We start from the raw sequence: 13267 nt of genomic DNA on the forward strand, positions 1-13267 counted from the left end.
TCAATGCGCTCCTTGCAACTGGCCGTTGGTCGTGCCCATGTAGGCCTCCATCACCTGCGGATTCTTCGAGACTTCGGCGTACGGTCCTTCGGCCAGCACGGCGCCGCGCTGGAGCACGGTGATGGTGTCGGCAATGGTGGAGACCACGCTCATGTTGTGCTCGACCATGAGGATGGTGCGGCCCGCCGACACGCGCTTGATGAGTTCCGCCACGCGGTGCACGTCTTCGTGGCCCATGCCCTGCGTGGGCTCGTCGAGCAGCATCAGCTCGGGGTCCATGGCCAGCGTGGTGGCGATCTCGAGTGCGCGCTTGCGGCCGTACGGCAGATTCACCGTTTGCTCGTCGGCGAGTTCCTCGAGGCCGACTTCAGCCAGCAGCTCGCGGGCCCCAGCATCCAAGGGTTTCAGCGACTTCTCGCTCTTCCAGAAGTGGTACGAGGTTCCGAGCTTGCGCTGCAGCCCCAATCGCACGTTCTCGAGCAGCGTGAGGTGCGGGAACACGGCGGAGATCTGGAACGAGCGGATCACGCCGCGCCGTGCGATCTGCGCGGGGCGTTCGCCCGTGATGTCCTGCCCGTTGAACAGGATCGTTCCGGCGGTCGGCTCAAGGAACTTGGTGAGCAGGTTGAAGCAGGTCGTCTTGCCCGCACCATTGGGGCCGATGAGTGCATGGATCGAGCCGCGCACCACCGAGAGGTCGACTTTGCTGACCGCTGTGAACCCCTTAAATTCCTTGGTGAGCTGGCGTGTTTCGAGGATGACGTCGCTCATTCCTGCGATCCGATTGAATGCAAGAACAGAGGAAACCGGCGCCTTGCGTCGGCGTCCGAATGGGCGCGCAGGTGTGTGATGACGGCAGCGAGCTGCAGCAGAAAAAGCGAACGTGCGCCCGGAATTTGCATTTCTTGTCTCCTAAATGTCTGTACAGCCTCGGTCGCACGGGCTGGGCTTGTTCTCCAGCGGCAAGTCGGCTCGATCCAGTATCGCGGGAGCGTTTTTGCTCCGCAATGGCGTTTGGCGCAACGTCATCGTGCATTGATGCACAACGAGCCTTGCGACGGTGCGGCTCGGATTGCGCAGCATTGCAAGGAGCTCCCAAGGGTTTTGATTTCCATGGAATCCTGATCCCGGTGGGTCACCTCCGGATGGGAAATCCACACTCTTTCGGAGAAAAGGAATCACGATGCGCATACGGTTAGATTCGGCCGCCGGCAACATCGAATGGATGGCTGTTCTAAGTGCTCTGGCTCCATTCGTTCCGCGACGTGTTGAAGCAGTCGCCCCCATGCAGAGCGGCGCTCATCACCCCCTGCAGCGAGGTACACCGGCGATGCAAGGCATCGCCGGTGGTGAAGCGGTCTGCCGACGCTGCCGCGTCGGACGGCAGGGTTACTGCGTCGAGCAGCTGAAGCTCGAGGCGGCGTTGACGTCTCCACTGCCGTTGTAGCGTGGATAGGCGGGGTAATCGCAGAGCGGACGCGTGCGGCCCGGCACGCCAAGAGTGTCGGTCACGATCTGGTTCGCCAGCGTGCCTTTCTCGACCCAGTTCTCGAGAGTTGTCAACGAGTCCCAGGAGGCGTTGAAGGCGGTGCCGATCACGTGTCCGTACCCCGGAATCTCGTAGTAGCGCAGGAACGTGTCGGCGCGGGCGGCGCCCATCGTCGAGCGAACGCGGTCGACATACTGCGCCGTCGCGCGCGTGCTGACGAGCGCATCACTCGTGCCGTGCGCGATCAGGACCTTGCCGCCCTTGGACTGAAACGCCGTGAGATCGGCATTGTTGACGTCCTGGAGACCGCTCAGGGCACTGATGCGCGCCTGGTACGCACCGGGATTTTGCGGGTCGAGCGTGAGCGAGTTGAAGCTCGGATCGCGCGTCACGAAAAAGCGCACCCACTGATCCCAGAACACGCTTCCGTACGGCGCCGCATTCGGCATCGGGCTGGCCGGTTGGGCGCTGCCCAACGAGAGGAACGAGACGACAGCCTCAAGCGGTCCTCCATTCGGGTCGCCGAAGTCGGTTCCCCACGTGTTGAAGCCGGGATACTGTGTTTCGCCGCTGGCCAACGTGTAGTTGAAGGTAATGGGTGTATTGATCACATTGAACGCCGTGATCTGCGCGTCAGAAAGACAAGTGTCGCCGGTGTCTGCGCCGCTCGCGCAGCGCACTGGCTGGCCGTTCAGGGTCGCCGTCGTCGGATTGAAGATCGCGTTGCAGGCTTTGATGTTGCTAATCAACCCGTCGGCTACACCATCCAGCGTGTCGCAAGCCTGAATCGACGCGTCGTACAGCACCCTTCGCTTCGCCCCGTTCGGATACGCGCCCGGCTGCGCCAGCGCCCGCGTGATACGGCCGAACTGGAGATCGAGGCTGGCGGCCGCTCCGGCCGGGTAAAGGGCGATCACACCGTCCCAATCCTGCGGCCACTTTTGCGCCACTGCGAGCGCTTCGCGGCCACCCGAAGAACCCCCGGCAAAGTAGGCTTTGGTTGGTCCATTGACGGCGTAGCGGGCGTTGATGATCGCGATAGCCACATCTCGGGTCTTCTTCAGCGCGTCCCCGGAGAAGTTTGCGATGGCCTCGTCGTTGACGCCGAAGGAGGCATCCTGGGTCGCGAGCGCATTGGCCTGATGTCCGGAATCGCTCGCAAACGTTGCGTAGCCGCGACCCAGCGGAGTCGCCTGTGCAGCGGGGCCGGCCGGCACGTTGCCGGCCAAGTCAGGAATGAATCCGTCAAAGCCGCCTCCTCCGAACATCATCACCTTGTTGTTCCAAGTGCCCGGAAGCGCGAGCTGCATCAAGATCTTCGGCGCTGCCGGATCAACTGGCGAAATCGCCGCGCTGACTTTGCAGTAATCAGGCGTCGCGCTCACCCCACTGCCGGAGGCCGCGACCGGGGTCGCAGCGGTGACAGTCGCGCCGGTTGTCGGCAGACCGATACTGGCCGCTGCGATCGTCATTCCGGTCAAGTCTGCGCAGCTGAGCGGCTGCGGCTGCGGCTGCGGCTGCGGCTGGGGCTGGGGCTGCGGCTGGGGCTGGGGCTGGGGCTGGGGCTGGGGCTGGGGCTGCGGCTGGGGCTGGGGCTGGGGCTGCGGCGGCAGTGGCGGCGGCCTGTTGCCACCGTTACCACCGCCGCAGGCAACCACCAGGGCGGAGGCGGAAAGCGCCGCAAAAAGGGCGTGGCGTCCGAGAGAATGTTGAGGCTGTCGCATGTTGTCTCCTGCTGTTTAATGTCTCTACTAGGCCAGTCGGACCGTCGGCCCGACCATGAATTGGGCTTTCGGCCACAATCTGAAAACGTGATGCGCCGAGCCTGTTTTGCGGGATTGCGACTCCCAAGAGGTTGCACCGCCACTTGGTCGACGGCGCAGCGAGTTGATTGCCAAGCCCCTTCACACTTCTCGGCTGCGATGCGGGCCTACTCCGTCACGCAGTTGAAGTTCTGCGCCGAGTTCACGTCTCCCAACCCGTTGTATCGTGGCCAGCTGGGATAGGGGCATAGAGGTCGGGTACGCTTCGGCACTGCACCTTTGTCGGCCACAACTTGCTTGATGGGGGCGGTACCTTTCTCGACCCAATCCTCGAATGCAGTCACTGAGTCCCAGCCGGCGTTGAACACGCTGCTGACCGCATGGCCATACCCAGGGATTTCGTAATAACGGATGAAGCTGTCCACTTTGGCCACGCCCATGGATTTGCTCACGCGTTCATAGAACTGCTCGGTGGCGCGCGTGCTCACTAGAGCATCCTGGGAGCCGTGTGCCATTAGGATCTTGCCGCCTTTGGCCATGAATGGGGTTAAGTCGGTGACGTTGACGTCTTGGACACGCGTCAGGTCCAGGATGCGCGCTCGCCACGGACCGGGATCCTGCGGATCCAACGTGAGCGAATTGAAGTTGGGGTCACGAGTGACGAAGTACTTTACCCACTGGTCCCAGAACGTGCTGCCGAACGGCGGCATGGCCGTGGCGGTCACTGCGGGCATCGGGTTCGCCGGCTGCTCGGTGCCGAGCGAAAGAGTCAACACTGTCGGCTGCAGTGGGCCAGTGCCAGGGTTTCCGAAGTCCGTGCCCCAGGTGTTGAAGCCGGGATAAGTGCGCTCACCGCTAGCGACTGCATAGTCCAGCAGCAACGGCGTGTTCAAAGTATTGAAGGCAGCGATCTGCGCATCGGAAAGGCAAGAGTCACCCGCGTTCACACCGCCCTCGCAGCGGATCGGTTTGCCGTTGAGCGTCGCGGTGACAGGGTTGAAGCTGGCATTGCAGGCGTTCACGTTGCTGATCAGGCCGTCGGTGACACCGTCCAACGCGTCGCACGCAGCGACGGCTGCGTTGTACAGCACTTGGTGCTTGGTGAGGTTCGGGTAGGCCCCTGGCTTGGCCAGCTCACGTGTCATCCGGCCGAACTGCAGGTTCATGGTGGCTGCGTTCCAGGCCGGGTACAACACGATTGCGCCGTCGAAGTCCTGTGGCCAACGCGTCACCGCGAACAGCGCCTCCCTGCCGCCGGTGGAGCCCCCGGCGAAGTAGGTCTTCGTCGCGGTCGCCGCATAACGAGCCTTAATAATGGTCATCGCCACGTCGCGCGTTTTCTTGAGGGCGTCGCTGGAAAAATTGTTCAACGCCTCGGTGTTCAAGCCGAAAGTGCCATCCCTGTTGCCGTTGGCATTGGCTTGGTGACCGGAGTCACTGCCGAACGTGGCATAGCCTCGCCCAAGCGGAGTCTGCTTGTCGGCCGGGCCAGCGGGCACGTTCAATGTGCTCGGGGCCATGATGCCGTTGTACCCACCGCCCGCGAACATCATGGCCTTGTTGTTCCAGGCAGCAGGCAGGTTCACTTGGAACTTGATTTTGGGTGCGCGCGATTCGACCGGGCTGATATCACCCAGAACCTTGCAGTACTGCCCGACGGCGGCTGTGCCCGTACCTGCAGCAGGAACGAGTTCCGCGCTGGTCACGATGGCGCCATTCGTCGGCATGCCAATGGCCGACTGAGGGATGATCATGCCGTTCAGTTCCTGGCAGCCTTTCGGGGAGGCGAACGCCGTCATTGGAGGACGATCAAACGTCGTGCCGCATGCTGACAAGGCAGCGACGACAACCACCGCTGCGAGAGCGCTCATCACTGCTGAATCGATTGATCTCAACTTGCGTCTCCTCGGAGGACTGGGCTTGAATCCGAACTGCTAGAGAACCCAATCCAGCGAGGCCCACGGCAGCTTGGCTCTTTTCAGTATCGAGGGGGCGCTTCTGCTCTGCAACAGCGATTGGCGCAACCCCATCGTGCATGGATGCACGATGCTGCCGTGCGACTGCGGCGGCCCCAGGTGCAACAGGCAGGCTGAGCCCACCCTACCCCCGTACGGGGAAGCACGAGATTCAGCCCGTGCTCGCTTCGAAGAGCTGCGGTTCCTTCAACACGAGCTGCCGGATGTAATCCCAAGTCAGTCGCACTCGCCGGATCTTGAAAAGATCTTCGGGAGCGGCGAGCCAGAGGGTTCGCGTGACTTGTGGCTTGCCCGGAAACACGCTCACGAGGTCAGAGCGCTCCCCAACGACATAAGGAGTGAGGAGAACCAAGCCCATTCCAGCTGCTGCAGCCTCACGCTGCGCAAGAATGCTGGTCGAGGAGAAGGCACGCTTCGGATGAGCCATCACTTCCTGGAGGAAGCGGAAGCGCTCGCTCATTAAGCCGTCGTGCACGTAATCCACAAATTCGTGCGTGGCGACGTCTTCCATGTCGCGGATGGGCGGCCGGCTTGCGAGGTACTCGGGCGAGCCGTACAAGTAGTAGTTCATATCGAGCAATCGAGCCACCTTGTAGCGGCCCACTTGGGGCGGCTCCACGGTCACGAGGATTTCAACTTCCCGCGTCACCAGGCTGGGGAACTGCGGTTGTGCCATCAGTTCGACGTGCAAGTTGGGGTGAAGCGCTCTAAAAGGTCCCAACCGGGGGGCGAGGACGCAAATGCCGAAGGCCTCTAACGTGCCCACTCGGACGGTGCCCGCGACTTCGTTCGCGTTGAATCGGGTCTCGTCCATCGCGTCGAGGAGTGCACTCTCCATGGCCTCTGCGTGGGGGACGAGTGCGCGACCGGCGTCTGTCAGCACATAGCCATTGCGACGCCGGTCGAACAGCACGGTCCCTAGCTGATGCTCAAGGCGATCAATACGACGCGATACGGTCGAATGCTCAACCTGAAGCCGCTCCGCGGCGAGAGTGACCTTCTCGGTCCTTGCGACCTCGAGAAAGTACCGGACGTCAGTCCACTCGGGAAATTTTGGCATGTCTCTTCGTGCGTTTTTGCACCATAGTTTTGCATGGTTTGCCGTAGCTGCGAAGAGGAGGAAGTCAGATACTGCTGCGGACAGTGCTGATTCGTGGACGCATCCTGCTCCGAACGGCAATGCAGGAGACGTGAACCATGAATGCTGCCGATTGGCCCGTACGCGATGAACTGCGGAATCACCTAGCGGCACTGGCCGATCTGCACAAGGCGGGGACACACTGATGTCAAAGTTTCCAATGGCGCAAGGTCTGAAGGTGGCGGCCGTTACCGGCGCTGGGTCCGGCATCGGCGAAGCGGCGGCGATGAAGTTGGCAAAAGATGGCTTTCACGTCGCCGTCATCGACATCCTGAGCGACAAGGTCAGCGCCGTGGCGCGGGCGATCGAAGCGATCGGGGGGCAGGCTCTTGCGTTGGTGGCGGACGTTCGGCAGGCCGATTCGGTTGATCGTGCTTTCGAGGCGATCGAGAACTGGCGAAAGTGCCCGGACGTTCTAGTGAACAGCGCCGGGATCATCGTACGCGGTCAATTAACCACGCCCTTGTTGAGTGAACGATGAGCTGTGAGGCTACGTGCCCATGTAGAGCAACATGGACATGTAGAGATGACAGAGCAGTACGCGGAGTTGAGAAGCCGGCTGGTTGTGGGACGCAAGAGTGACGGTCGCGGCGTCTACGACGAAGCTGCCAAGAAGGAATTGATCGTTGCCTGCCTCAAGCCGGGAGTGTCGGTGGCACGCATGGCGATGGAGCACGGTGTCAACACGAACCTTCTGAGGACGTGGATCACGGCTTACCAGCGGCGAAGTGCCCAGGTGCCGACTGGTGACATCGCGCGAACGCACGATGCGGCATTCGTTGCCGTGCGCGTAGAGGGTGAACAGGATCCGCCGCAGCGCGAGCGTGCGGTGGCTGCGCCCGCGGTAGCCCACACACCTGCTACGGCCGTGGCGGTGATCCCGAATGAGAGCTCCTTGGCGGCATCGACCCCGATGGTCGGTTTGCAGGTGCGGCTGCCCAACGGTGTGCAGCTCGATCTCGGCGAGACGAGCTTGCAGGAATTGCCGACGCTGGTGCAGATGTTGAGCCGATTGCCATGTTCCGCTTCGACGAAGGGCTGAAGGTCTACCTGCACCGCGAGCCGGTGGACTTCCGGTTGAGCATCAACGGCTTGGCCGTGCTGGTGGAGCAGGCGCTGGGCCTGGACCCGTTCGCCTCGTGCGCGTACGTGTTCAGCAACCGCCGGCGCGACCGGGTGAAGATCCTGGGTTGGGAGCGCAACGGCTTCTGGCTGTTGCTCAAGCGCCTGGAGAAGGACAGGTTCATCTGGCCCTCGGCCGATGCGGTTCCCACGCTGACGGCCGAACAGCTGCACTGGTTGCTGGAGGGCATCGATATCGCGGTGGTGCAACGCCACTCTCGTCTGCGCTATTCCAGCGTGGCCTGAAGGAACAATGATGGGGCATGCCGATCCAAGCGGGCGTGTCGTCGCCCGCCACCATCACCGCTGAAGAACTCGTCGCGCTCATCGCCGAGCGCGATGCGCTGGCCGGCGCGCTTCGAGTAGCGACCACCGAGCGGGACTTGGCGCTCGAGCGGTTGAGGTCCTTGCAGCGCCAGCTCTTCGCCGCCAAGAGCGAAGCCCGCGGCACCGATCAGAAGGACCTGTTCCTCAACGAGGCCGAGGCGCTCGCGCCCACAGATCAGACGCCGCAGGCCGAGGTCGAAGACATCGACGAAGAGGAGTCGACACCGGTCGCGGGCCATCAACGTAAGAAACGCGGACGCAAGCCGCTGGACCCTGCGCTGCCGCGCGAGATCGTGCGCCACGAACTGCCCGAGGCCGAGCGTGTGTGCGCGCATGACGGGCACGCGCTGGTGGAGATCGGCGCCGAGGTTAGCGAGCAGATGGATGTCATCCCCGAACAGGTGCGCGTGCTGCAGCACCACCGCATCAAGTACGCCTGTCCCTGCTGCGATCAGAGCCTGAAGGTTGCACCGACGCCGGCGCGCATCATCGCGCGCGGGCTGCTCACCGAGCAGGCCCAGGCCTGGGTCATCACCGGCAAGTACCAGTTCGGCATGCCGCTGTACCGAACGGCCGTATTGCTGCGCCGCTTCGGTGGCGACATCGCGAGCAATACGCTGGCTTCCGGCATCGTGCGCATCGGCCAGGCTGTACAGCCGGTCATCAACCTGCTGCGCGACCACTTGCTGGACTCGGACCTGATCTACGGCGACGAGACCACGGTCCAGGTGCTCAAGGAGCCTGGGCGCAAGGCACAGACGAAGAGCTTCATGTGGGCGCAGATGAATGGCACTGGTCCACCGGTACGGCTGTTCGCCTATGCACCGGGGCGCGGCGCCGTGCACGCCGAGAAGCTGTATGCCGGCATCCGTCCCGGAACGACGCTCATCACCGACGGCTACGAGGTCTACAACGGCATCGCGAAGGCCGGCGGTCTCACGCACCTTGGATGCTGGGTGCACGCGCGCAGGCCGTTCATCAAGGCTGACGAGTCCATCCCGAAGGCAGCCCGCTCGTCCGATCAGATCGCGGCCCGGTTCGTACGGCTGATTGGCAAGCTGTACCGTGCGGAGTCCTTGGCCAGGCACTGGACGCCCGCGCGCCGCCTGCGACTGCGTTCGCGCTACAGCGCCGCCATCGTGCGCGAGATCGAGCGCTTGCTGCTCACGCACCTGCACAGCGTTGCGCCGTCGAGTCTGCTGGGTGAAGCGCTGCACTACCTGCACGGTCAGTGGCCCAAGCTCGTGCGGTTCCTGGACAACGGCTCCTGGCCGTTGGACTCCAACCCGGTGGAGAACGCCATCCGGCCCTTCGTCGTCGGGCGGCGCAGCTGGTTGTTCGCCGACACCGTCGGCGGTGCCAACGCGAGCGCCAATCTCTACTCGCTGATCGAGACCGCCAAGGCCAACAACGTCGAGCCCTACCGCTACCTCGTCGCGCTGTTCAAGAAGCTGCCGCTGGCGCAAACGGTCGACGACTACGAGGCGCTGCTGCCCTGGAACCTTGAACTCGGCGGCGCGTAGGCCGTCCTGCGCGCATCGGCTCTGACACCACGCGCAAGGGCGTGGTTTATTGACTGCTTACGGATCATCAACGTCGTGTCGCTGCTTGACTGCCAGGCAAGTGACTTCAAAACCGTCATGGAAGTGAACGTGGCTGGTACCTTCCTGTGCGCGCAGCGTGCGGCCAAAGGAATGATTGCTCAGCGATACGGACGCATCGTTAATCTGACCTCCATCAGCGCCGAACGCGCCGGCGTCGGCAGGGTTGCCTATGGCACGTCCAAGGCGGCCGTCGCCGGGCTTACTCGGCAACTCGCAATGGAGCTTGGTGCCTACGGCATCACCGCAAATTCAGTCGCCCCGGGCCCAGTCAGCACACCGTTGACCGAGAAGATCTACACGCCCGACACGAAGCGCGCGTTCGAGAACATGATTCCGGCGAAGCGCCTTGGGACGGTCGGCGACGTGGCGAGTGCTATCGCCTTCCTCGCCAGCGAGCCGGCTGCTTACATCAACGGCGTGATGCTGGCCGTAGATGGAGGCTACCTCGCCGCCGGCGTAGGCGTGACCGCAGGACTGCAAATCTGAGCGGCACCAGAAACAATTGCCTCGGGGAAACACATGGCCGACCCCGTCCGCATCATTCGCGCCGCCCGCGCCCGATGAGTGCCTTCCTAGACAAGATGGCTTGACTTCTTGAGGAGGCCCGCCTCCACTACCGTGGGTTGCGCACCTGGGGTGCGCCGAGCCACAAGGCAGTCCGCTGTAGCGGCCGCATGCATGGCAGCCAGCGTCGAAATCCTGATCTGCGACCGCAGTCAACGCGAGATCGCCGCGCGCTTACAGATCAGCGCCGGCCGGCACCTGCACATCGTCAAGCCGGCGCTTGCGGTTTCGTGCTGGCGCGCCACTTCGCCGCATTGTGCCGTCTGCGGTACCGCACTCTTCGTCGGCAACGCTGAGTACACCCGCATCCACCTTCTTCATGCGAGCTCGTTTGTGTGAGCTTTGGCAGCGGCAAGCCACTCGTCTCGCAACTGAGTCTTTTGGACTTTGCCGACGGCCGAGAGCGGTAGCGGCTTGCTGCGGATGTCATAGCTGCGCGGCACTTTGTAGCCGGCTATCAGCGCGCGGCAATGCGTGTCCAGATCGGAAGGACTCAGTGCCGAGCCGGGCCTCGGAACGACCACAGCGTGAACTCGGTCCCCCCAGCGCTCATCGGGCAGGCCGATCACAGCACAAGAGTCGACCTTCGGGTGCGAGGCCAGGGCGTTCTCAACCTCGGCGCAATATATGTTCTCGCCTCCGCTGATGATCATGTCCTTTATGCGATCGATAACGTACAGAAAACCGTCTTCGTCCAGATAGCCTGCGTCACCGGAACAGAGCCACCCATCCACAATAGTCTTCGCGGTTTTCTCGGGCTCCCTCCAATAGCCGCGCATGATGGCGGGGCCGCGCATCTGGATCTCACCGGTTTCCCCAGGACCGCAGGGGCGAGAGTGAGCATCAACGACACGAATCTCAAAGCCCGGCATCACCTGCCCCGCAGAACCCAGCTTCCCCGCTTTGGGGCCACTCAAGACGTGGCGGTCAGGTGCCAGAGTACTACTCGCACCACACGCCTCAGTCATACCGTAAAACTGGTTGAGGCGGGCATTTGGGAACCCCTGCACCATTCGAGCAAGCAATGCCTGAGATATTGGTGCGGCGCCATACGCGATAGAGCGAATCTGCGAAAGAAGCCGATCGTCACGCTCCGGCGCATCGAGAACCATCGCAGCCATCGTCGGAACGAGTTGAATGTGTGTCACACCTTCTTCCCGGAGCCGCCAGTAGAACACCCCGGGCGTGAACTGATCTATGAAGCTGTGTGTGCCGCAGCCAAATGTCACGGCCAACCCGTTTGCGAGATCGGCCAAATGGAACAGCGGCGTCGAATGAAGGTAGACGGTTTGCGCATCGTGGCCGAGTTCGCGCTGTATACCCATTGCGCTGAAAGTGAAGTTCAAGTGCGTGAGCTCGACCCCTTTGGGCAACCCTGTCGTCCCTCCCGTGTAGCAGATTCCGGCTAGCGCATGGAGGTCCCCGCAAGCGTCGTCGATCGGCGGATGTTCGATCATTTCCGCATACCGTTCGCCATCGAAGCAGATGGATGCCCTTAGCGTCGGCACCTCCTTTCCGATTTGGGTTCCAACCTCCTTGAAGGACTCATCGCCGAAAAGCAGCAACGACTGCGAGTGTTCCGTGATGTATCGAAGCTCCGGGTAGGCCAAGCGGGTATTGAGGGGCACGATAACGCCACCCGCCCACCAGATAGCCATCAAAAGTTCGTAGTAGCGAGGCGAATTTTTGGAAAGCGTTGCGATCCGATCGCCGGGCTTGAGTCCCAGAGACTTCAGCGCGCCCGCAATTGCGGACACGCGCCGCAGGTGTTCCGGCCAAGTGCGCCGCTCCTCACCACTCGAAATTGCCAAACCCTTAGGGTTGATGCTGGCCGCTCTGCGCAGCGCCGCCGTTGACGTCATGAATGTGCTCCTTGGCCGCAAGAGTGGAACGAATCACTTTCGGATCCGCCCGGCATGATCTGCAACGCATTAGACGCTAGCGACCATTAAAAGTAAATGCACATTCAGTTCTGGAAAACCCTATGGGCCGTTATCAAACACGGCCCGCCCTCGACATAAATCTAAGCTGACGTTACATTCATGTCCCAATGCAGACCGAAGCTCCCCCCCTCCGACGCAAGCGCGCGACCCACAAAGGGGACGCCACACGAGAGGCGATCAAACAGGCCGCCAAACGAACAATCGCCATCGACGGCTTCGCTGCCGCAACGATTGCGGACATCATGGCGCAGGCGGATCGCTCGCCTGGCGCGTTCTATCTGTACTTCAAGACCAAGGAACAACTGCTGCACGAGCTGCTGGAAGACTTCCGTCAGCGACTCAAGAACGAAGTCAACCGACCCGTCAGCAATACCGAAGGCCCCCTCGAAAATCTCTCAACGCGATTGACGGCTTTCTGGAAGATCTATCGGGAAGACTGGCCGATCGCCACTGCGGCCTTCCAAATGGCAATGGTCGATCAGCAGTTCTCCCGCGCCTGGCGCAGCGTCCGCCAGCAAGGCATACGCGGGCTCTCAGTCATGATTCAACTCGCGCAGAAGGAGGGCTACAGCCCGGGCATGGACACTGAACTGGCCGCCTCCGCCCTTTGCTCTATGCTCGAATACACCTGCTACAACTGGACGGCGAAAGGCGGCGACTTCCCGGACCGCTTCATCGACGATGCCACCGCCATCAAAGTATTGACCGAGCTCTTCGTGCATGCCGTCGGCTGGCAGTCGCTCACCAACGCCAACTACGCCGCAGCCAAGCAAACCTTGAGTGCAAAGTGACGCATCCATGAGATGCAGCGTCGCAATCCGTTTCCGCGCGGGCCGGTAAACCGCTCTTGCTTCACTGCCGCAGACCATTTCAATAGCTAGCAACTTCAATCAGGTTGTTGTCTGGATCACGAAAATAGACAGAAGTCATTTCACCGCGGGCCCCCGTCCGCGCTATCGGACCGACTTCAACCTCGACATTGCACTCTTTGAGGTGGCGATAAACTTCTTCGATCGGCCGTTCTGCAATGAAGCAAACGTCGGCAGAGCCTGGCGTAGGGTGCGCCGCCTTCGGATCAAAGGTGCGCCCGGTTTCATGCACATTGATCTTCTGTTGACCGAAGTGCAAACCGGTGGGGCGCCCTTGCACATCGATGCGCCGGAACCCGAGCACCCGTGCGTAGAACTCGCACGTGACGTCAAGGGAGCGAACCGTTAGAACAATATGGTCAATGCCTATGATCACGATCTGGCCTTCGCAATGCTGTTGTCCGTGTGTTCTTCCAGGAAACGTTGGAACGATACGCAACGCTGTCGAATGGAACGCTTACGCAAGACGTAT

Annotated in this window: 13 protein-coding genes; 7 read left to right on the forward strand and 6 right to left on the reverse strand. The window is 61.9% G+C overall.

The genetic code is table 11. The features are described 5' to 3' along the window. The 4 genes from ACAM55_RS30145 to ACAM55_RS30160 all read right to left on the reverse strand — a co-directional run bounded on the left by ACAM55_RS30145 (position 1) and on the right by ACAM55_RS30160 (position 6288). Positions 1 to 771 (reverse strand): ABC transporter ATP-binding protein, encoded by a 771-nt coding sequence (locus ACAM55_RS30145; RefSeq protein WP_369656909.1) that lies wholly within the window; start codon positions 769 to 771, stop codon positions 1 to 3. A gap of 618 nt (positions 772 to 1389) precedes the next feature. Then, entirely contained in the window at positions 1390 to 2961 is a 1572-nt protein-coding gene (locus ACAM55_RS30150; protein WP_369656910.1) for a tannase/feruloyl esterase family alpha/beta hydrolase, read from the reverse strand. A gap of 458 nt (positions 2962 to 3419) precedes the next feature. Next, a complete protein-coding gene (locus ACAM55_RS30155; protein ID WP_369656911.1) occupies positions 3420 to 5123 on the reverse strand; it encodes a tannase/feruloyl esterase family alpha/beta hydrolase in 1704 nt (567 codons plus the stop codon). A 256-nt stretch (positions 5124 to 5379) separates the two neighbouring features. Beyond that, positions 5380 to 6288 carry a LysR family transcriptional regulator gene (locus ACAM55_RS30160; RefSeq protein ID WP_369656912.1) on the reverse strand — a complete coding sequence of 303 codons (909 nt, stop codon included), beginning with the start codon at positions 6286 to 6288 and terminating at the stop codon, positions 5380 to 5382. A 223-nt stretch (positions 6289 to 6511) separates the two neighbouring features. Here ACAM55_RS30160 and ACAM55_RS30165 point away from each other — a divergent pair, with 223 nt between their 5' ends. From ACAM55_RS30165 to ACAM55_RS30190, 6 genes are all read left to right on the forward strand, one after another. Next, entirely contained in the window at positions 6512 to 6847 is a 336-nt protein-coding gene (locus tag ACAM55_RS30165; RefSeq protein ID WP_369656913.1) for an SDR family NAD(P)-dependent oxidoreductase, read from the forward strand. Between the two features lie 45 nt (positions 6848 to 6892). After that, positions 6893 to 7408 (forward strand): transposase, encoded by a 516-nt coding sequence (locus ACAM55_RS30170; protein ID WP_369652061.1) that lies wholly within the window; start codon positions 6893 to 6895, stop codon positions 7406 to 7408. Next, complete coding sequence (gene tnpB, locus ACAM55_RS30175) at positions 7384 to 7734, forward strand: IS66 family insertion sequence element accessory protein TnpB (RefSeq protein WP_369652062.1); 351 nt, start codon at positions 7384 to 7386, stop codon at positions 7732 to 7734. The genes ACAM55_RS30170 and tnpB overlap by 25 nt, the downstream gene beginning before the upstream one ends. Positions 7735 to 7751: 17 nt before the next feature. After that, positions 7752 to 9338, forward strand: coding sequence for an IS66 family transposase (locus tag ACAM55_RS30180; protein WP_369652063.1), 1587 nt, complete (start codon positions 7752 to 7754; stop codon positions 9336 to 9338). Positions 9339 to 9413: 75 nt separating this feature from the next. Then, on the forward strand, positions 9414 to 9905 hold the full coding sequence (locus ACAM55_RS30185; protein ID WP_369656914.1) for an SDR family NAD(P)-dependent oxidoreductase: 492 nt from the start codon (positions 9414 to 9416) through the stop codon (positions 9903 to 9905). 192 nt (positions 9906 to 10097) lie between these two features. Further along, the gene (locus ACAM55_RS30190) at positions 10098 to 10322 is read left to right on the forward strand and encodes a hypothetical protein (RefSeq protein ID WP_369656915.1); all 225 of its coding nucleotides are present in this window, start codon (positions 10098 to 10100) and stop codon (positions 10320 to 10322) included. Here ACAM55_RS30190 and ACAM55_RS30195 read toward each other — a convergent pair. After that, positions 10301 to 11845 carry a class I adenylate-forming enzyme family protein gene (locus ACAM55_RS30195; protein WP_369656916.1) on the reverse strand — a complete coding sequence of 515 codons (1545 nt, stop codon included), beginning with the start codon at positions 11843 to 11845 and terminating at the stop codon, positions 10301 to 10303. The genes ACAM55_RS30190 and ACAM55_RS30195 overlap by 22 nt on opposite strands. 188 nt (positions 11846 to 12033) lie before the next feature. On the opposite strand from ACAM55_RS30195, the gene ACAM55_RS30200 reads away from it, so the two are divergent. Continuing rightward, positions 12034 to 12717, forward strand: coding sequence for a TetR/AcrR family transcriptional regulator (locus ACAM55_RS30200; protein WP_369656917.1), 684 nt, complete (start codon positions 12034 to 12036; stop codon positions 12715 to 12717). A gap of 79 nt (positions 12718 to 12796) precedes the next feature. Here ACAM55_RS30200 and ACAM55_RS30205 read toward each other — a convergent pair whose 3' ends face one another. Next, on the reverse strand, positions 12797 to 13171 hold the full coding sequence (locus tag ACAM55_RS30205; protein ID WP_369656918.1) for a VOC family protein: 375 nt from the start codon (positions 13169 to 13171) through the stop codon (positions 12797 to 12799). Between the last annotated feature and the right edge of the window lie 96 nt (positions 13172 to 13267).

Source organism: Variovorax sp. V213, from assembly GCF_041154455.1.
GTDB lineage: Bacteria > Pseudomonadota > Gammaproteobacteria > Burkholderiales > Burkholderiaceae_C > Variovorax.